The organism is Clostridium frigidicarnis (genome assembly GCF_900111985.1).
Taxonomy (GTDB): domain Bacteria; phylum Bacillota; class Clostridia; order Clostridiales; family Clostridiaceae; genus Clostridium_Z; species Clostridium_Z frigidicarnis.
The window spans coordinates 1-19,256 of sequence record NZ_FOKI01000032.1 but is presented as its reverse complement, the minus strand read 5'-3'; the positions used below and the strand labels follow the sequence as shown (position 1 = coordinate 19,256).

The window sequence follows — 19,256 nt, the reverse complement described above, 5'->3', positions numbered from 1 at the left end:
GGGGGAGTTTTATTATGAATAATTGGATTAATGGAAATACAGATTCAAACAATATAGTTCTTAGTAGTAGGGTAAGAATAGCAAGAAATTTAGATAAAGTTCCCTTTCCTCATAAGTTATCAGAAGATGAGAGTAAGGATGTTATATCAAAGGTTCAAGATGGTTTTTTTAAGGCAATAAAAGATAAAGAAAGCTTCGGGTTAATAAGTTTGGATGAAATATCAAAAGATGAAGTACAGTATTATGTTGAAAAACATGTAATAAGTAAAAAATTATCTGAAAATAAAAATGGAGCGTTTATTTTAAATAAAGATGAAACATTAAGTATCATGATAAATGAGGAAGATCATTTAAGAATACAAAGTATAACCTCAGGATTGAATATTAAAGAGGCATATGATGAAGCAAATAAAATAGATGATTTTCTGGAACAAAATTTAAATTATGGATTTGATGAAGAGATAGGTTATGTGACAGCATGTCCAACAAATTTAGGAACAGGATTAAGAGCGTCTGCTATGTTGCACTTGCCAGCAATTACTCTAAATAATGAAATGAATGGAGTTTTAAAAGCTTTAACCCAAATGGGAATGACAATAAGAGGCATTTACGGAGAGGGTTCTAAAGCAGAGGGCAATATTTATCAGGTATCAAATCAGATTACATTGGGTATCAGTGAAGAAGAAATAATAAGAAATTTACAGGGAACTGTTTCTCAAATAGTCAATCAGGAGATTAAAACAAGAGAGCTTGTAAATAATAAGTTTAAGTATGAATTAGAAGATAAAATATTCAGATCACTGGCAATACTAAAAAATTCTAGACTTTTGTCAATTGAAGAAGGTTTGGAATTATTATCAAATGTAAGATTAGGCGTAGAAATGGGCATAATAGAAAATATAACACAAAAGTTTTTAAATGAATTGTTAGTGGATTGTCAACCATCATCATTAAAAAGAATTCTTTGCAAAGACTTATCAAATAATGAAATAAATTTTCAAAGAGCAAAATTAGTTAGAGAAAGGTTTAATTAGGGGGTGTAACAGTATGGTTTTTGAAAGATTTACTGAAAGAGCGCAAAATGTTATTAGGTATGCTCAAGAGGATGCATTACAATTTAAACATGGGTATATAGGAACAGAGCATATTCTATCAGGGATATTAAAAGAAGAAGGAATAAGTAAAAATATATTAGCTTCAAGAGGAGTAACCTTGGGAGCAGTAAAAAAATTAATATATGAAATAGAGGGAGAGGGAGATATTGTATTAGGTAAAAGCGAAATCCCATTAACTCCTAGGACCAAAAGGATATTAGATTTAAGTTTATTAGAAGCTAGAAATCTAGGAAATAATTATATAAGCCCAGAGCATATACTACTTGCACTAATGAAAGAAACAGAGAGTATAGCATACACTATATTAAGAGGGTTATCTGTTGATTTTAATAGTTTAAGAAAAGAATTAATAGATAGTATATCATCTCAAGGAAATCCTAAAAGTAATGGCAATTCTAATAATGTTGGAGTTGACACACCGGTATTAAACCAATATGGAAGAGATTTAACAGAGTTTGCAAGAGAAGGTAAGCTAGATCCAGTAATAGGTAGAGATGATGAAACCCAAAGAGTTTTAGAAATATTATGTAGAAGAATAAAAAACAATCCTTGTTTTATTGGTGATCCAGGTGTTGGTAAAACAGCTATAGTTGAAGGGTTAGCGCAAAAAATAGTTGAAGGCAATATACCTGAGATATTAAAAAATAAAAGAGTTGTTACATTAGATATACCAGCACTACTTGCAGGAGCAAAATATAGAGGTGAATTTGAAGAAAGATTAAAGAAGATAATGGAAGAAATAAGAGAAGCAGAAAATGTAATGTTATTTATAGATGAAATTCATACAATAGTTAGAGCTGGTGGAGCAGAGGGAGCTATAGATGCATCAAATATTTTAAAACCTGCATTAGCAAGGGGAGAAATTCAATGTATAGGAGCTACAACTATAGAGGAGTATAGAAAATATATAGAAAAAGATTCTGCATTAGAAAGAAGATTTCAACCAGTAGAGGTAGGAGAACCGTCAAAAGATGAGGCCTTACAAATTTTAAAGGGTATAAGAGATAAATATGAGGCTCACCATGGAGTTAAGATAACAGATGATGCTTTATATGCAGCCGTAAACTTATCAGATAGATATATAACAGATAGATATTTGCCAGATAAAGCTATAGATTTAATTGATGAAGCTGCATCAAGGGTTAGAATTCAAAGTCTAACAGCACCGCCAGACTTAAAACAAATTGAAGAGGAAATAGATAAGGTTGCAAAAGAAAAAGAGGATGCAATAAACGTCCAGGATTATGAAAAGGCTGCAACTTTAAGAGATAAAGAAAAGGACTTAAAGATTAAGCTAGATAAGAATAAGAAAAATTGGAAAAGTGAAAATACAAAAAATGAGCAAGTAGTTACAGAAAAAGAGATTGCTGGAGTTGTTTCTAGATGGACTAAGGTTCCAGTTGAAAAATTAACAGAAACAGAATCACAAAGATTGTTAAATCTAGAGGAAATACTTCATAAACGAGTTGTAGGACAGGAAGAAGCAGTAAAGTCAATTTCAAGAGCTGTGAGAAGAGCAAGAGTAGGATTAAAGGATCCTGCTAGACCAATTGGATCATTTATATTTTTAGGACCTACTGGTGTTGGTAAGACAGAACTTTCAAAGGCATTAGCAGAAGCTATGTTTGGTGATGAAAGTAGTATGATAAGAGTAGATATGTCAGAATATATGGAGAAACATTCAGTGTCTAGGCTTATAGGTTCACCTCCAGGATATGTTGGGTTTGATGATGGAGGACAATTGACAGAAAAGGTAAGGCGCAATCCATATTCTGTGATATTATTCGATGAAATAGAAAAAGCACATCCAGATGTATTTAATATTTTATTGCAAATTCTAGAAGATGGAAGACTTACAGATGGAAAAGGTAAAACTATTAATTTTAAAAATACTATAATCATAATGACATCTAATACAGGAGCATCAACTATAAATAAACAAAAAACAATGGGATTTACAGTTAATTCTAAGAATAATGAAAATGAATATGAAAAAATGAAAAATAACATTATGGAAGAGCTAAAACATAGCTTCAGGCCAGAATTTTTAAATAGAATAGATGATATAATAGTATTCCATCAATTACAACAAAATGATATTAAGGAAATAGTTAAGCTAATGTTAAATTCAGTATCCTCTAGATTACAAAGTAAGGACATATATGTTTCCTTTAATGAAGATGCTGAAGCTTTATTGGCGAAAGAAGGTTTTGACATAACATATGGAGCAAGACCTTTAAGAAGAGCAATAACAAAAATTGTAGAAGATAAGCTTAGTGAAGAAATATTAAGAGGAAATATTAATATTGGGGATATAATACAAGGAACAGTTGAGGAAAATAAATTAGTATTTACTAAGTTATCTGAAAAAAAATAATAGACCACAGATTCCAAGTATATTTGATATAAGACAAATAGTTAAAAGTCATTCATGTTTGCACTATGAGTGACTTTTGACGATAAAGTATTATGTAAAATAAATAAGAATTTTGATACATTATTTGTTTAAAAATGACTAAATAAAAAGATCATCACTAGTTATAATTATAACTAGTGATGATCTTTTTATTTTTAATCAAATTGATATTATTATCTATACGTTCCTTTAAGTAATTTTTTTTCTCTGTTACTAAATCAGAATTAGTAATAGAATCACTTACAGTAGAAGGCATATTAATTAAAAAATCATTTATATCTTTATAGTCTAAATTACATTTAAAATCTATTATGTTAGATGTAATTTTATCAAAGGTAACACCTATAAATAGATTTTTGCAATTATCTTCAGATTTTTTCAGATTTAAATCATATAGTAGTCCTTGAACATAGTAAGTGGTGGTATCTTTAGAAATTTCTTTATCTAAAATCAAGAAATCTGATATTATTTTATCTGAATCATTAGTTATTTTAGGAGATAAATAATGATTTAATATGTAGGTTTGTAGTTCAGAACCTTTGTTTAAAAATTCATATGCAAAGTTAGTCTTAGTTACCAAGTCTGTAACATCATTCATATTAGCATCGAAAATAGAATAAGAGGTGTTATCATAGGATGTTTTTGAACCACTAATATTACCCATATAAGTATAAGTTACAAAGAATTTTTTATCAGGAATTTTCATTGAATATGTTTTTTCATAATCAAATGCATTTAATTCAACATTATCTATATCATAATTTTCATCTTTTATACCATAAAAGAAAAGTATATCATCTTTAGAAGTCGGCATAGATATAGATTTAAAATTACTATTAGAAAATTCTATAGATATGATTCTATAAGTTGAATCAATAGGACTACGTTTTAAATAAGCTGCTCCTATTGAGTTTCTATCTTTTTCTAATAATAAAAATTTAATATTATCTACATTTACAATTTCCTTTATTTCTATATCAGTATATTTAAATGGCATTGATACTTTGGTATCCAAATAATTTATTATGTGGTCTTTTAACAAGGTATCGTCATTTGGAATATTATAAGTAGATTTATATATGAATATTCCTAGTAAAAGTATTAAAAAGGTAAATGAAATAACTATATAAGTAAAAAACTTGTTTTTTTTGGTCATGTAAAGCAATCCCCCTAGGTTAATTATATATATTTATTGAAAAGCAAATAAAGTAACTTTAAAATAATAGTGGTAGACTAAATAAATGTATTTAAACTTATTATATCCTGAAAAATTAGGATATAATATGACAATCTATATTAATTATATTTTAAAATTATATGTATGGGAACCTATAATTATGTATACATATAATAATTATACAAAAAACAAACTGGTATAGACATCTATATATGAATGTAATATAATAAATTTAGGAGGAGTATTTTATGATAGATAAAAGAAGTCCAATTCCGGTATATTATCAATTAAAAGAGGATATAAAAAGAAAAATATCAGAAGGTGTATGGAAAGTAGGACAATGTATAGATAGTGAAAGAGAACTTTCTGAGGGATATCAAGTATCTAGGATGACAATACGTCAGGCATTAGGAGAATTGGTTCATGAAGGGATCTTAGTAAAAGAAAAAGGAAAAGGAACTTTTGTTTGTGAACCTAAGGTAAAACAGACTGATATGATGAGTTTTTCCGATATAGTAGATAAGTTAGGGATGAAGTTAGAAACTAAGATTTTATCTTTTGAAAGAGTAATAACTCCTGAGGAAATGGAAGATATTTTTCCATTTGAACATGTTTATAAAATTAATAGAATGAGAATAGTAGAAAATGAGAGAGTTGCTAATGAAATAGTATATATACCTTGTGACTACTGTGGATATATAGATGAGGAAATGGTAAAAGATTCTTTATTCAAGGTGCTAAGTAAGTTTGGATATGAGATAAAATATGCTGAATCTTCAATTCAGTCAGTTATTATGGATGAAGAGTATATGAAGTTATTTAATCTAGATAAGGAAGTTCCATTATTAAAATGTGTAAATAAGAGTAAAGATGTTAATGATAAGGTCATTTACTTAGAAGAAGCTATTTATAGAAGTGATAAATATATTTTAGAAGTTAATATTTCTAGACGAGAGGGGATCATTCGATGAATATTATAATTGAAAAAAATTATGAAGCAATGAGTAAGAAAGCAGCAGAAATATTTAGTGAATTCATAGAAAACAAACCTGATTGTATTTTAGGTCTTGCTACTGGAGGAACACCTGTAGAAATGTATAAAAATTTAATTAGAATGAATAAAGAGGGAAAAGTTGATTTCTCAAAAGTTAATTCTATAAATTTAGACGAATACAGAGGATTATCAGGAGACCACGATCAAAGTTATAGATATTTTATGAATACCAATTTATTTAATAATATAAATATAAATAAAGCTAATACTTTTGTTCCAAATGGATTAGCTAAGGATATAGAAGAAGAGTGTAAAAATTATGATGAGAGAATAGAGCAGATTGGTGGAATAGACCTTCAACTATTAGGAATAGGAAATAATGGACATATAGGTTTTAATGAACCAGCAGAGTTTCTTAATACTAAAACTCACTTAACTCACTTAACAGAAGATACAATACAATCTAATGCAAGATTTTTTGATAAAATAGAAGATGTACCAACAGAAGCTATAACTATGGGACTTGGTGGAATTATGAAGGCTAAAAGAATAGTTTTAATAGCTAGTGGAGAAGGAAAAGCAAATATAATATCAAAAATTTTAGAAGGAAAAATAACTACAGATATTCCTGCAACATTACTTCAAGTACATCCAGATGTTACAATTATAGTAGATGAGGCAGCAGCTAAATTAATAAAACAGCCATAAATAAGGGCTGTTTTTTATATTTATAGATTTTTTAATGCAAATATGTATAATATTTGAAATATAGGATATAAAAATAAAACACTTAACAAATGATGTTAGGTGTTTTTGTTTAGAAAATTCAGCATATATTTTTACAGTATGGATATAAATATTAAATAATAGAAAGTTATTTCACAAATTTTCGATAATATAATGTATAATTATTTTTTGATAACATTTATTTTGGAGTGATTTTTTTGGCAAAAATAAAAAGTGTATTTATATGTCAACAATGTGGTTATGAATCTCCTAAATGGGTAGGAAAATGCCCATCATGTAGTTCATGGAATAGCCTTGTTGAAGAACAAAAAATACCATCGAATATATCAAATTCAACTTTTAATAAAGGATATGCTTCCTCTTCGCAAAAACCTAGAAGTATAAAAGAAATTAAATCAGGAGAGGCAGAGCGTCTTGACACAGGAATAAGTGAGCTAAATAGAGTCTTGGGTGGGGGACTTGTTAAGGGATCATTAACACTTATATCGGGTGATCCAGGAATAGGTAAATCTACGTTACTATTACAAACAGCTAATAATATATCTAAAAAGTATGGGAAAGTTTTATATGTATCTGGAGAAGAGTCTGAGGAGCAAATAAAGATTAGAGGAGATAGACTAGGTGCAATATGTGATGATTTATACATAGTGGCTGAAACTAACCTAGATAATATAGATGTTCATATAGAAAATATGAATCCAAGCTTTGTAATAATAGACTCCATACAAACACTATTTAAAGCTACAGTTACGTCAGCTCCAGGTAGTGTATCCCAAGTTAGGGAATGCTCAAATGAACTTATGAGAATGGCGAAAACTAAGAATATACCATTTTTTATAGTTGCACATGTAACGAAGCAGGGAGAGCTTGCAGGACCTAGAGTTTTAGAACATATGGTTGATACTGTTTTATATTTTGAGGGAGAACGATCAGAAGAATTTAGGATACTTAGAACTATAAAAAATCGTTTTGGAACGACAAGTGAAATTGGAGTTTTTGAGATGAGACAAGAAGGGTTAATGGAAGTATATGATCCTTCAAAAATATTTTTAGAGGATACAAATTATAACCAAGAGGGTTCCATTATAGTTGGAATCATGGAAGGAAGCAGACCTATATTAGTTGAAGTGCAGGCATTAGTTACTGAAACTAAGTCATATAACCCTCGAAGAACAGCAGTGGGTATAGATGTACAAAGATTAAATCTTATTTTAGCAGTTTTAGAAAAAAAGTTAAAAATACCTTTTTATAATTGTGATGTTTACGTTAATGTAGTTGGCGGATTAAATCTTCAAGGAACAATGGGAGATTTAGGAGTTGCATTGGCGTTAATATCTAGTGCTAAAGGTAGTTGTTTTAATATGGAAAAAATAATTGCAATTGGTGAGATTGGACTAACAGGAGAAATAAGACCTGTAATTTCTTGTGAGAGAATAGTAAATGAAGCTAGTAAAATGGGCTTAAACAATATAATTATTCCCCAAAGGAATATAGAAAAAGTAAACGTTAAAGGATTGAACTTACTTGGGATAAAATCTTTAAAAGAAGCTTTAGGAAAAATATTTTAGAAAAGGAGGGCATGTGGGTGAGAATAGAAAAAGATAAAGAACTAAAAGGTATACTTAAAATAATGGGACCAGGAACTCAACTTAGAGATGGTTTAGAAAATATATTAAGAGCAAAAACGGGCGGTCTTATAGTATTAGGCGATAGTGAAGAGATTCTAAAGATAGTTGATGGTGGGTTTGGAATAAATGCAGAATACACACCATCATATGTATATGAATTGGCAAAGATGGATGGTTCTATAGTTGTTAGTTCTGATTTTAAAAGGATAATAAGAGCTAATGCTCAACTTATACCAGATTCATCAATACCTACTTATGAGACAGGAACAAGACATAGAACAGCAAATAGAGTAGCAAAGCAAACAGGAGTTATAGTAGTAGCAATATCACAAAGAAGGAACATAATAACGGTTTACAAAGGCGATATAAAGTATGTTTTAAGGGATAGCAGTGTAATAATAGACAAAGCAAATCAAGCAGTTCAGACATTAGAAAGATATGTTACTGTACTTGATAGGGTTATTAGTAATTTAAACTTATTGGAGTTTCAGGACTTGTCTACATTGTTTGATGTTATAACAGCAATTCAAAGAACTGAGATGGTAATGAGAATAGTTTCAGAGATAGAAAGATATATATGTGAACTTGGTAATGAGGGAAGACTTATATCCATGCAATTAAATGAACTTGTAAAATTTATAGAACAGGATGGAATACTCTTATTAAGAGATTATTGCAAGTCCGATATGGATCATGTGGAAATATATGAAAATATTCAAAAACTTACTCAGGAAGAATTGCTTAATTTAGAGTTAATATCTAAGCTAATAGGGTATTCAGCAGTACCACTAATAGACACATTAATATCTCCAAGAGGATATAGATTACTTAATAAAGTACCGAGAATTCCAACCGGTGTTATAGAAAATTTGGTTAAACATTTTAAAGAATTAAAGGCTGTTTTAGAAGCAAGTTATGATGAACTAGATCAAGTAGAGGGAATTGGAGAAGCAAGAGCAAAGGCTATAAAAAATGGTTTAAGAAGAATAAAAGAACAGGTAGTATTAGATAAGCATATATAAAAGTAAAAAACACTATCGGACAAAAATGAAAAACGTCTCGATAGTGTTTAGTTTATATAACAATGATTTAAAATTAATTATCTAAAAGTATATTTTCCTAAAGTATTCATTTTGTCGTATTCTTTTAAGAGTATATCATAAAGATTTAAATCTAAGCTATTACATAGGGAAGTTATGTAAAACATGTGATTTCCAATCTCTCTCTCTAAAACATCCCTACAGTTGTCACAGAGTTGACCTTCAAGATGTTTTTTTAAACATTCATTTAAAGCACTAATGTCATCGTCAGAGGTAGGGAGGCATTGCTTTTCAGCATTTATTTTTACACAGCCACAATTAGTAACAGATTTTGCTACAGCTCTATTTATTCTGGACTGAGAATCCTGCATTTTAGTTAAGATATCCAAGATACTCTTATGTCTTAATAGAGACTCATCTACACAATTTTGAAAGTCATCAAAAATAAAATCCTTCATAAGTCTCACTCCTTTTAATAAAATTTACCCCATTAAGCATTAATATAATTATAGTATTTTTATCCATAAATGTAAATGTGAGAATTGAGTTGCCTCCCCATGGATATATATTAAAATAAAGCTAATAATTTGAATAGGGGGTATAATATTATTAGTTTTTGGTAAAAAGATTATTAACAAAACTTATGAATGTTGCAATGTTATAATTATTAAGATATTATTTAAGATAAGGATTTTAATACTATTTATTGGAAAAAATTATAGGAGGTGATTAATTTTGCTAAAAAAAGTATTAAGAATTCTATTTTCGATAGTGGGAGCATCACTAGGTTATATTTTAAGCACATCTTTTCTAAAATTAAAACAGTTTGATTTTGTTAATAATAGTACTGTTAAAATAATTATCTTTTATTTATTATCTTGTTTAATTTTTGGACTTATAACTTTTATTATATTCCCTAGTGTTTATTCTATGATAAGAAAATTCTTGGATTCCGTAGAAAAACATATGCAAAAGCTAACAGCGGTAGAATTATTATTTGGAGCAGGCGGAGCTATAATAGCACTAATTATATCTTCAATGCTTGGAAGTATATTAACTAGCATGATACCTAAAATAGGTACTTTAATATATGCATGTTTAAATGTTATAGCAGCTATATTAGGTGCAGATCTTGCCATTAAAAAGAAAGATGAAATTTTCGGTATATTTGGTAGCATAAAAAAGGCTAGTGCTAGTAAGGAAAAGAAAAATAAGGGTGTTAATAAATCTACGTCAAAGGTTTTAGATACATCTGTGATTATAGATGGCAGAATATTTGATTTATGCCAAACAGGATTTATTGAGGGAACACTTGTTATACCTCACTTTGTACTAGATGAGCTTAGACACATATCCGATTCTTCAGATTCATTAAAGAGAAATAGAGGAAGACGAGGTCTTGATATACTAAATAAAATTCAAAAAGAATTAAATGTAGAAGTTGAAATAACTGAGAAAGATTTTCCGGATATTGCGGAGGTTGACAGTAAACTTCTAAAGCTTGCGCAAACTCTTAATGGAAAAGTAATAACAAATGACTACAATTTAAATAAAGTTGCAGAATTTCAAGGAGTTCCTGTTTTAAACATAAATGAATTAGCTAATGCAATTAAATCAGTGGTGTTGCCAGGAGAAGAAATGCTTATACAAATTATAAAAGATGGTAAAGAATCAGGTCAGGGTATTTCTTATTTAGAGGATGGCACTATGATTGTTGTTGAAGGCGGAAGAAAATATATAGGTCAAAATATAGAGGTTATAGTAACATCGGTTCTTCAAACTCCAGCTGGAAGAATGATTTTCGCAAAGAAAAAAGAGTAGGCGTAAATCAATGATTAAGAATTCTGTTGTTATTGTAGCAGGTGGAAAAGGAACTAGAATGGGAGAAGAAATATCAAAACAATTTTTAGAAATAGATCAAAACCCCATTCTGTACTATACAATAAAGGCCTTTGAAGATTGTAACGAAATAGATGAAATAATTGTAGTTATTGGTGAAAATGATATTAATTATTTTAACAATAATATCAAGGATATTTATAAGTTTAAGAAGCTTAACAAAGTAGTATATGGAGGAAAAGAAAGACAAAACTCAGTATACAATGGATTAAAAGCATGTGAAAATTGTGAGATAGTCTTGATACATGACGGTGCGAGACCATTTGTAAGCAGAAATATAATAAAAAAAGGTATAGAATTTGCAAAAAAATATGGTGCTAGTGCATGTGGAGTTATGCCTAAGGATACAATAAAAGTTAAAGATAAAAATGGGTTATCAATAAATACTTTAAAAAGAAGTGAATTAGTTGCAGTTCAAACACCTCAATGTTTTAAGTATGAATTAATAATGAAAGCCCATGATTATATACAAGATAATGATATACAAGTAACAGATGATACAATGGCAGTAGAGCTATTGGGAAAAACAGTATATTTATATGAAGGTGATTACACCAATATAAAAATTACAACGCCAGAAGATTTAATTTTAGCAAACTATTTAGTTAAATAAGATGTGATGAATATAAACCTATAGAGAGAGTGTTATAAAAATATATATTTTTATAACACTCTATTTTTAATATACAGGAAAGTATAAAAAAATTTAATACCAAAGTGTTGATAAAACCTAGGATTAAACATATCTTTAATTTGTGACAAGTTGCAAGTGACAAATTAATGATGAAATCTTCTTAAAAATAGTGTAGCCACTTTTCATCAACTGAATGAAGAGTCGCTCTATAAATTGCTTCATATGACTATGAAGAATCTAAAACGATTAAATGGTTGATTTTTCTGAATAATGTTATAATATAAACATAAAAGTTTAAATTTTATTATAAATGGGGTAGTGTTACTACTAAATATATTTTTGGAGGGTATTATGAAATTAACAAACATGTTTTTAGGAACACTTAGAGAAGCACCAGCAGAGGCGACTAAGGATGCAGAAAGCTATAAACTTATGCTAAGGGGTGGAATAATAAGAAAACATAACCAAGGAGAATACAACCTTTTACCTTTAGGTATGGATGTATATGATAATTTAATAGATATAATAAGTAATGGCTTTAATAATCAAGGGTTCTTAAGAAGTGAATCAGAAATAGAAGATTTATCTATAGATATAAAAACATATAAACAATTTCCTATGGGTTTTTATTCTGTTAAAGATGAAAGTACAAATGAAAAACCTAAATACGGACTTATGAAATCAAAAAAATTTAAAAACATACAAGGTTTTAGTTTACATAGAGATCTAGAAGAATTAGATAAAGAATATAAAAATATGGAGTGTGAATTTAATACTATATTTAATCAATTAAATATACCTAATGAATTGGTATTTGGATATTGTTATGATGGTGAGGAGTCGAAAAAAATAATAACAAAATGCGAATTAGGTGACGAACTTGTGGTTGAGTGCACGTGCTGTAATTATAAAGCTTCTATGGACTCAGCAGATTCATTAATAGATGACTCAGATGAAAAAGAAAAGGATACTAATATAATTTATACACCAAATATAAAGAGTATAGATGACTTAGCAAATTTCTTTAAAATATCTTCTGAAAACATAGTTAAAACATTAATATATAAATTACAAGATGAGGTAATAGCAGTTCTTATAAGGGGCCACAGAGAGTTAGATGAAAATAAACTTAAAAAATTTTTAAAATCGAGTAAAATTGAAATGGCAGATGTTGATGTAGTTGAAAATGCTACTAATGCAGATGTAGGTTTTGCTGGACCTATAGGAATAGAGGTAAACAGAATTTTAGTTGATAAAGAAGTAACTAAGATGACTAATTTTATAGTGGGTGCTAACAAAACAGATCACCATATTAAAAATGTAAATTATGGAAAAGATTTTAAGGGCGAAGTTGGAAACTTTAGAAAAATAGTAGACTATGATAAATGTCCTAAATGTGGCAATAATATTAGTATAAAACCTTGTTTTACACTTGCCACATTGAAGAAATCTAAGGATAGCAAAATATTAAGTTATGATGAGGAAGATGGAAAAACAACAAATCCATATATAGCAAGTTATAAAATTGGAGTAACAAGAAATATGGCTATTACAGCAGAATATAATAGAGATGAAAATGGAATTAAATGGCCAGTGTCTGTAACACCATATCATGTTGTTGTAGTTGTGGCGGTGGGTAAAAATCAACAACAAATAACTGAAGGAGAAAAAATTTATAAATCTCTTTTGCAAAAAGGTATAAGAGTTTTATTTGATGATAGAGAAGATAGAGCTGGTGCTAAATTTAAAGATTGTGATTTAATTGGTTCCCCATTTAGAATAACAGTAGGCAAAAAAATATCAGAAGGATTAGTTGAATTAAAGAAGAGAACAGATGATGATTTTTCTGTTGTAACTATTGATGATGCTATAGAAACAATATGTAAAAATTTTAATAATTAATAAGTTATGGTCAATAATCATAGAATGTTGGCATGAAAATCAAGTTAGTTAAAGTTTTAATATAAATTTTAAAAAATGTATAAACAAAAAAACAATAATTATCAATATAATGATTAATCGACACGGTTATTTTACCATGATATAATATTGGTATTGTTTAAGATAAGACACATTCAAAAAATTATCGAATTTAAAATGAAATTTATAAAGTTTTAAATAACAGGGAGTAGTAAGATGATAAAAATATATAATACTTTAACAAAGAAAAAAGAAGAATTTAAACCATTAGTTCATGGGGAAGTTAAAATGTACGTGTGCGGACCTACTGTATATAACTTTTTCCATATAGGAAATGCAAGGACATTCATAGTTTTTGATACTATAAGAAAATATTTTGAGTATAGAGGTTATGAGGTTAAATTCATTCAAAACTTTACAGATATAGATGATAAAATGATAAATAAAGCCAATGACGAAGGTATAACTGTTAAAGAATTAGGCGATAGATATATTAGTGAATATTATGAAGATGCAGATAATCTTCTGATAAAAAGGGCGACAGTTAATCCAAGAGCAACGGAATTTATAAAACCAATAATAGAATTTGTTGAAGAATTAATAAATAAGGGATTTGCATATGAAGTCAACGGGGATGTTTACTTTAGTACTAAAAAATTTGAAGAGTACGGAAAGTTATCAGGACAAAATTTAGATGATCTTCAAGCAGGTGCTAGAATAAATATTGATGAAAGAAAAAATGATCCAATGGATTTTGCTGTTTGGAAAGCACAAAAACCAGGTGAACCAGCATGGGAAAGTCCATGGGGAATGGGAAGACCAGGATGGCATATAGAGTGTTCATGTATGGCTCATGATCTATTAGGAGAAACAATAGATATACATGCAGGCGGATCAGATTTAGTGTTTCCACATCATGAAAACGAAATAGCTCAAAGTGAAGCAAGAAATGGTAAACAATTTGCAAACTATTGGATACATGGTGCATTTGTTAATGTAAATAATCAAAAGATGTCTAAGTCTTTAAATAACTTCTTTACAGCAAGAGAGGTTTTAGAAAAGTATGATGCTGAGATTATAAGATTTTTATTATTATCCGGTCACTACAGAACACAATTAAACTTCAGCGAGGAACTTTTAGATTCAGCTAAAGCCTCTATGGAAAGATTATATAATGCTATATATAACCTAGAGAGTTTAGAAAAAGAAGTTAGGATAGAGCAATGTACAGAAGGTGAAAAGGAATATATAGAGCAATTAGCATCATATAGAGAAAAATATATAGAAAAAATGGATGATGATTTCAATACAGCAGATGCAATATCTGTAATTTTTGATTTAGTTAGAGATACAAACTCTAATATAAATGGGGAATCATCTAAAGAAGTCGTTAAGTTTGCACTAGGTCTTATAAGAGAGTTTGGAAGACCTCTTAGTATATTACAAAAAGTTAAAGAAGATAATTTAGAAGATGAGATAGAAAAATTAATAGAACAAAGACAACAAGCTAGAAAAAACAGAGACTGGGCTTTGTCCGATAAAATAAGGGATGAATTGAAGTCTAAAAATATAGTTCTAGAAGATACACCTCAAGGGGTGAGATGGAAAAAGATTGATTAAGATATGGTTAAGATATTATGAGTAATATATATTGTAAAGATAAGATTATAATTATAAAATAAAAGAGAGGGTTAAACTCTCTTTTTTTATTATATCTTTTAAAATGATATAATAAAAGGCACATTCAAAAAATAATAGACCAGTATGCTTGTCTATTTTCTGTCATACTGCGTCAGCAAATTCAGCTAATAGCATAACTATTAACTGAATTTACTTCCTTGTTTGACACAAAATATACGACGTATCTTTGGTCTATTATTTCCTTTCATGTGCCTAAAAACTAAATTAAGATAAAGGAGTTCAACTTATGATAGATATTTTGAATTTTAAAATATGCTCTAAACAAGAAGCTAATCAATTTAATCCAATTAGCTTAGCATTTATTGGTGATGCTGTTTATGAGTTATATGTAAGAAGTTATATATTGAATAAAAAGGGGAAATTATCAGCTCATAAATTACATATTAAAGCAATAAATTTTGTTAAAGCTAAGGCTCAGAGTGATATAATGCTAACTTTAGAAGAATTGCTTAATGAAGAAGAAGTAGCTGTTTACAAAAGAGGAAGAAATGCTAAATGTCATAGTGTTCCTAAAAATGCAGACGTGAGGGACTATAGAGTTGCGACGGGATTTGAATGCTTGATGGGATATTTATACATAACAAATCAAAGAGAGAGACTTGTAGAATTGTTAGAAAAATCTATTTCTATAAGGGAGGAATAAATATATGGAACAAAAAGTTAAACTTTTACAATACACACCAGAACCAGAAAAATTAATCGCATCAGCAGCAAAACTATGTTATAGCGCAGTTGGTATAGAAGATATAAATGAAAAATTAACGTCTGAAAGCACAGAAAAATTTCTTAATATGCTTATGTCTTATGGACATGAATCTCCTATTGAACATGTATCATTTACGTTTGCCATTGAAGGAGTTTCAAGAAGTTTAACTCACCAATTAGTTAGGCATAGAATTGCATCATATTCGCAACAAAGTCAAAGGTATGTTAGATTAAATCAGTTTGAATATGTGATGCCTCCATCAATAGAGAATGATAAAGAAGCAAAGAAAGTTTTTATAGATTCAATGGAGCAATGCCAAAAGTCATATGATATACTAGTGGAAAAACTTAAGGGTAAGAATATTGAAAATGGTATTGATGAAAGAGTTGCTGAGAAAAAAGCTATAGAGGATGCTCGATATGTATTTCCTAATGCATGTGAAACAAAAGTTGTATTTACGATGAATGCAAGAACATTAATGAACTTCTTTAGACATAGATGTTGCGATAGAGCTCAATGGGAAATAAGAGTTTTAGCAGAAAAGATGTTAGTTGAAGTTAAAAAGGTTGCACCTACATTATTTAAATATGCTGGACCAAGCTGCGTTAATTCTAAATGTCCAGAAGGGTCTATGACTTGTGGTAAAATGCTTGAAGTAAGAAAGAAATATATGAATTTATAAGGAGAATTAATATGTCAAAAGGAAAAGTTGAAAAGAATAGAACAACACATAAAAATGAAAAAGAATTTGAAACAGAAAGAGAAGATGTAGTTCAAGGAAGAAATGCAGTTATAGAAGCATTAAAATCAAGCACTACAATAGATCAAATATTAATTGCAAAGGGAAATAAAGAGGGATCCATAAATAAAATTTTAGCAATGGCTAAAGAAAAAAAATTAGTTGTAAAAGAAGTAGATAAGAAAAAATTGGATATTATGACTAATGATGGAGTTCATCAAGGGGTTGTTGCAATAATAACACCGTATAAATATTATGAGGTTGAAGATATTGTTAAATATGCTGAAAAGAAAAATGAAAAACCGTTCATAGTTATCTTAGATGAAATTGAAGATCCACATAACTTGGGGTCAATAATTAGAACAGCAGAGTTATGTGGTGTTCATGGTATTATAATTCCTAAAAGAAGAAATGTTGGAGTTACTGCCACGGTATATAAAACATCTGTAGGTGCAGTAGAACATATGAGAATAGCAAAAGTAACAAACATAAACTCTGTTATAGAAGACTTGAAAGAAAAGGGAATATGGATTTATGGAGCTGATATAGCTGGAAAAAGCTTTAGTTATGAAGTAAACTTCAGTGGAGGTGTTGCCTTAATTATAGGTAATGAAGGTAAGGGAATGTCAAAACTAACTAAGGATAAATGTGATGTGTTAGTAAAGATACCTATGGTAGGACAAATAAATTCTTTAAATGCCTCTGTTGCAGGTGGTATCATGATGTATGAAGTATTGAAGTCAAGATTATAGGGTGAATTTTGAAAGTTATATTTGTTGATGGATATAATGTAATAAATCATTGGCCAGATCTTAATAAAATAAAAGATTACAGTTATGAATCCGCTAGAGTAAAATTAATAGAAAGGTTACAAAACTATTCTAGTTATATAGGGTGTAAAATTTTTCTAGTATTTGATGCACATAAAGTTGAAGGAAGTATAGAGAAAAAAGAGAAAAGCGGAGAAGTTACAGTTGTCTTTACTAAAGATGGTGAAACGGCTGATTCATTTATTGAAAGATATGTAAATAACATTGGAAGAAAAACAGAAGTAATAGTAGTTACATCTGATTCATTAGAGCAACAGGTTACATTTCAAAGAGGGGCAATAAGAATGTCATCCATAGAATTTTATTATGAAATGAAAGAGATTGAAGGAAAAATAAGTAAAAAAACAGAAGTTTATGAAGTTAAAAATAAAAATTTGTTGGAAGACAACATTAATGATAATATTTTGGAAAAACTTGAGAAGATACGTAGAAGCCATTGATTTAGCTTGACCTATAAATTTATGCTAGTCTATAATGAAGTAGTATGACGTATTAAATTGGAGGGGATGCAATGGAAAACAGGGGGAGCAATTTAAACGTATTTGAGGGTAAACTAGACGAAGAAGTTGTTGTTGAGGCAAAGAGTGGAAACATAAGAGCACAAGAATACCTAATAAACAAGTATGAAAATTTTGTTAAAGCAAAGGCTAAATCTTATTTTCTTATAGGAGCTGATAAGGAGGACATATACCAAGAGGGTATGATTGGGCTTTATAAAGCTATAAGAGATTTTAAACCAGACAAATTGTCATCCTTTAAAGCATTTGCAGAATTGTGTGTAACAAGGCAGATAATAACAGCTATAAAAACTGCTACTCGCCAAAAACATATTCCTCTAAATACATATGTATCTCTCAATAAGCCTATATACGAAGATGAATCTGATAGAACATTATTAGATGTTTTAGCTGGTATAAAGGTGGCAGATCCTGAGGAAATGGTTATTGGAAAAGAAGAAATGGATAATATAGAAAAAGAGATAAGTCAGGTACTGTCAGGATTAGAAATGGAAGTTCTCATGTCATACCTTGATGGTAAATCTTATCAAGAAATAGCTTGTGATTTAGATAGACATGCAAAATCTATAGATAATGCATTACAAAGAGTGAAAAGAAAGCTTGAAAAGTGTTTAAATAACAGAACATAAACCATAGTAAAAATTATTAAAAAGTATTGACAAAATTTAAAAAAGAAATTACACTTAATGTGTATTATTAAAAGGTATGTAATATAGCGAGTAATGAATTGCTCGCTATATTTTAATAGTTGCTCATGTAGCTCAGTAGGTAGAGCGTCACCTTGGTAAGGTGGAGGTCGCCGGTTCAAACCCGGTCGTGGGCTCCAAGAAATGGAAAATACAAAACACCAGGCAGTGTTTACTGCAACGTTAAATATAAGGAGGAATTTATAATGGCAAAGGCAAAATTCGAGAGAACAAAACCTCACGTTAACATTGGAACAATAGGTCACGTAGACCACGGTAAGACAACACTAACAGCAGCTATAACATCAGTATTAGCAAACAGAGGATTCGCTGAAGCTTTCAAATACGATGAAATAGATAAGGCTCCAGAAGAAAAAGAAAGAGGAATCACAATAAACACAGCTCACGTTGAGTATGAGACAGAAAATAGACACTATGCACACGTTGACTGTCCAGGACATGCTGACTATGTAAAGAACATGATAACAGGAGCAGCACAAATGGAT

18 protein-coding genes and 1 tRNA gene are annotated in these 19,256 nt (G+C 29.3%); 17 read left to right on the top strand and 2 right to left on the bottom strand.

The window, feature by feature from the left end; all coding sequences use genetic code 11:
• The first annotated feature begins 14 nt into the window (after positions 1 to 14).
• Both BM119_RS15175 and BM119_RS15170 read left to right on the top strand, forming a co-directional pair.
• On the top strand, positions 15 to 1,034 hold the full coding sequence (locus tag BM119_RS15175; RefSeq protein WP_090042582.1) for a protein arginine kinase: 1,020 nt from the start codon (positions 15 to 17) through the stop codon (positions 1,032 to 1,034).
• Positions 1,035 to 1,047: 13 nt separating this feature from the next.
• Complete coding sequence (locus tag BM119_RS15170; protein WP_090042581.1) at positions 1,048 to 3,492, top strand: ATP-dependent Clp protease ATP-binding subunit; 2,445 nt, start codon at positions 1,048 to 1,050, stop codon at positions 3,490 to 3,492.
• Positions 3,493 to 3,649: 157 nt separating this feature from the next.
• Here BM119_RS15170 and BM119_RS15165 read toward each other — a convergent pair whose 3' ends face one another.
• Positions 3,650 to 4,687, bottom strand: coding sequence for a hypothetical protein (locus BM119_RS15165; protein ID WP_090042580.1), 1,038 nt, complete (start codon positions 4,685 to 4,687; stop codon positions 3,650 to 3,652).
• Between the two features lie 269 nt (positions 4,688 to 4,956).
• Between BM119_RS15165 and BM119_RS15160 the strand changes: the two genes are divergently transcribed.
• The 4 genes from BM119_RS15160 (at position 4,957) to disA (ending at position 9,099) form a co-directional block, all read left to right on the top strand.
• A complete protein-coding gene (locus BM119_RS15160; protein ID WP_090042579.1) occupies positions 4,957 to 5,679 on the top strand; it encodes a GntR family transcriptional regulator in 723 nt (240 codons plus the stop codon).
• Positions 5,676 to 6,410 (top strand): glucosamine-6-phosphate deaminase, encoded by a 735-nt coding sequence (nagB, locus tag BM119_RS15155; RefSeq protein WP_090042578.1) that lies wholly within the window; start codon positions 5,676 to 5,678, stop codon positions 6,408 to 6,410. The genes BM119_RS15160 and nagB overlap by 4 nt, the downstream gene beginning before the upstream one ends.
• A 236-nt stretch (positions 6,411 to 6,646) precedes the next feature.
• Positions 6,647 to 8,017, top strand: a complete 1,371-nt coding sequence (gene radA, locus BM119_RS15150; RefSeq protein ID WP_090042577.1) for a DNA repair protein RadA — start codon at positions 6,647 to 6,649, stop codon at positions 8,015 to 8,017.
• A gap of 17 nt (positions 8,018 to 8,034) precedes the next feature.
• A complete protein-coding gene (gene disA, locus BM119_RS15145) occupies positions 8,035 to 9,099 on the top strand; it encodes a DNA integrity scanning diadenylate cyclase DisA (RefSeq protein ID WP_090042576.1) in 1,065 nt (354 codons plus the stop codon).
• A 77-nt stretch (positions 9,100 to 9,176) separates the two neighbouring features.
• Here the strand turns inward: disA and BM119_RS15140 are convergent, their stop codons facing one another.
• The gene (locus BM119_RS15140; protein ID WP_090042575.1) at positions 9,177 to 9,575 is read right to left on the bottom strand and encodes a nucleoside triphosphate pyrophosphohydrolase family protein; all 399 of its coding nucleotides are present in this window, start codon (positions 9,573 to 9,575) and stop codon (positions 9,177 to 9,179) included.
• A gap of 277 nt (positions 9,576 to 9,852) precedes the next feature.
• Between BM119_RS15140 and BM119_RS15135 the strand changes: the two genes are divergently transcribed.
• The 11 genes from BM119_RS15135 to BM119_RS15085 form a co-directional block, all read left to right on the top strand.
• A complete protein-coding gene (locus BM119_RS15135; protein WP_090042574.1) occupies positions 9,853 to 10,938 on the top strand; it encodes a PIN/TRAM domain-containing protein in 1,086 nt (361 codons plus the stop codon).
• Positions 10,939 to 10,948: 10 nt separating this feature from the next.
• Positions 10,949 to 11,629: a 2-C-methyl-D-erythritol 4-phosphate cytidylyltransferase gene (gene ispD / locus BM119_RS15130; RefSeq protein WP_090042573.1), complete on the top strand. Its 681-nt coding sequence runs from the start codon at positions 10,949 to 10,951 to the stop codon at positions 11,627 to 11,629.
• 372 nt (positions 11,630 to 12,001) lie between these two features.
• Positions 12,002 to 13,552: a YbaK/EbsC family protein gene (locus tag BM119_RS15125; protein ID WP_090042572.1), complete on the top strand. Its 1,551-nt coding sequence runs from the start codon at positions 12,002 to 12,004 to the stop codon at positions 13,550 to 13,552.
• 237 nt (positions 13,553 to 13,789) lie between these two features.
• Positions 13,790 to 15,190, top strand: a complete 1,401-nt coding sequence (cysS, locus tag BM119_RS15120; protein ID WP_090042600.1) for a cysteine--tRNA ligase — start codon at positions 13,790 to 13,792, stop codon at positions 15,188 to 15,190.
• A gap of 307 nt (positions 15,191 to 15,497) precedes the next feature.
• A complete protein-coding gene (locus BM119_RS15115; RefSeq protein ID WP_090042571.1) occupies positions 15,498 to 15,914 on the top strand; it encodes a Mini-ribonuclease 3 in 417 nt (138 codons plus the stop codon).
• A 4-nt stretch (positions 15,915 to 15,918) separates the two neighbouring features.
• Positions 15,919 to 16,659: an FAD-dependent thymidylate synthase gene (thyX, locus tag BM119_RS15110; RefSeq protein WP_090042570.1), complete on the top strand. Its 741-nt coding sequence runs from the start codon at positions 15,919 to 15,921 to the stop codon at positions 16,657 to 16,659.
• Between the two features lie 11 nt (positions 16,660 to 16,670).
• On the top strand, positions 16,671 to 17,468 hold the full coding sequence (gene rlmB, locus BM119_RS15105; protein ID WP_090042569.1) for a 23S rRNA (guanosine(2251)-2'-O)-methyltransferase RlmB: 798 nt from the start codon (positions 16,671 to 16,673) through the stop codon (positions 17,466 to 17,468).
• Between the two features lie 8 nt (positions 17,469 to 17,476).
• Positions 17,477 to 17,986, top strand: coding sequence for an NYN domain-containing protein (locus tag BM119_RS15100; protein WP_090042568.1), 510 nt, complete (start codon positions 17,477 to 17,479; stop codon positions 17,984 to 17,986).
• Between the two features lie 71 nt (positions 17,987 to 18,057).
• Positions 18,058 to 18,693, top strand: coding sequence for an RNA polymerase sporulation sigma factor SigH (gene sigH, locus BM119_RS15095; protein WP_090042567.1), 636 nt, complete (start codon positions 18,058 to 18,060; stop codon positions 18,691 to 18,693).
• Positions 18,694 to 18,814: 121 nt separating this feature from the next.
• A tRNA-Thr gene (locus BM119_RS15090) sits at positions 18,815 to 18,890 on the top strand.
• A gap of 66 nt (positions 18,891 to 18,956) precedes the next feature.
• A partial coding sequence (locus BM119_RS15085) for a GTP-binding protein (RefSeq protein ID WP_177199449.1) occupies positions 18,957 to 19,256 on the top strand: 300 nt, incomplete at its 3' end.

What these genes read in the sequence shown, in the direction of transcription:
- BM119_RS15175 (WP_090042582.1), top strand. Translation starts at nt 15, where the DNA reads ATGAATAATTGGATTAATGGAAATACAGATTCAAACAATATAGTTCTT.
- BM119_RS15170 (WP_090042581.1), top strand. Translation starts at nt 1,048, where the DNA reads ATGGTTTTTGAAAGATTTACTGAAAGAGCGCAAAATGTTATTAGGTAT.
- BM119_RS15165 (WP_090042580.1), bottom strand. Translation starts at nt 4,687, where the DNA reads ATGACCAAAAAAAACAAGTTTTTTACTTATATAGTTATTTCATTTACC.
- BM119_RS15160 (WP_090042579.1), top strand. Translation starts at nt 4,957, where the DNA reads ATGATAGATAAAAGAAGTCCAATTCCGGTATATTATCAATTAAAAGAG.
- nagB (WP_090042578.1), top strand. Translation starts at nt 5,676, where the DNA reads ATGAATATTATAATTGAAAAAAATTATGAAGCAATGAGTAAGAAAGCA.
- BM119_RS15140 (WP_090042575.1), bottom strand. Translation starts at nt 9,575, where the DNA reads ATGAAGGATTTTATTTTTGATGACTTTCAAAATTGTGTAGATGAGTCT.
- ispD (WP_090042573.1), top strand. Translation starts at nt 10,949, where the DNA reads ATGATTAAGAATTCTGTTGTTATTGTAGCAGGTGGAAAAGGAACTAGA.
- BM119_RS15125 (WP_090042572.1), top strand. Translation starts at nt 12,002, where the DNA reads ATGAAATTAACAAACATGTTTTTAGGAACACTTAGAGAAGCACCAGCA.
- BM119_RS15115 (WP_090042571.1), top strand. Translation starts at nt 15,498, where the DNA reads ATGATAGATATTTTGAATTTTAAAATATGCTCTAAACAAGAAGCTAAT.
- thyX (WP_090042570.1), top strand. Translation starts at nt 15,919, where the DNA reads ATGGAACAAAAAGTTAAACTTTTACAATACACACCAGAACCAGAAAAA.
- rlmB (WP_090042569.1), top strand. Translation starts at nt 16,671, where the DNA reads ATGTCAAAAGGAAAAGTTGAAAAGAATAGAACAACACATAAAAATGAA.
- sigH (WP_090042567.1), top strand. Translation starts at nt 18,058, where the DNA reads ATGGAAAACAGGGGGAGCAATTTAAACGTATTTGAGGGTAAACTAGAC.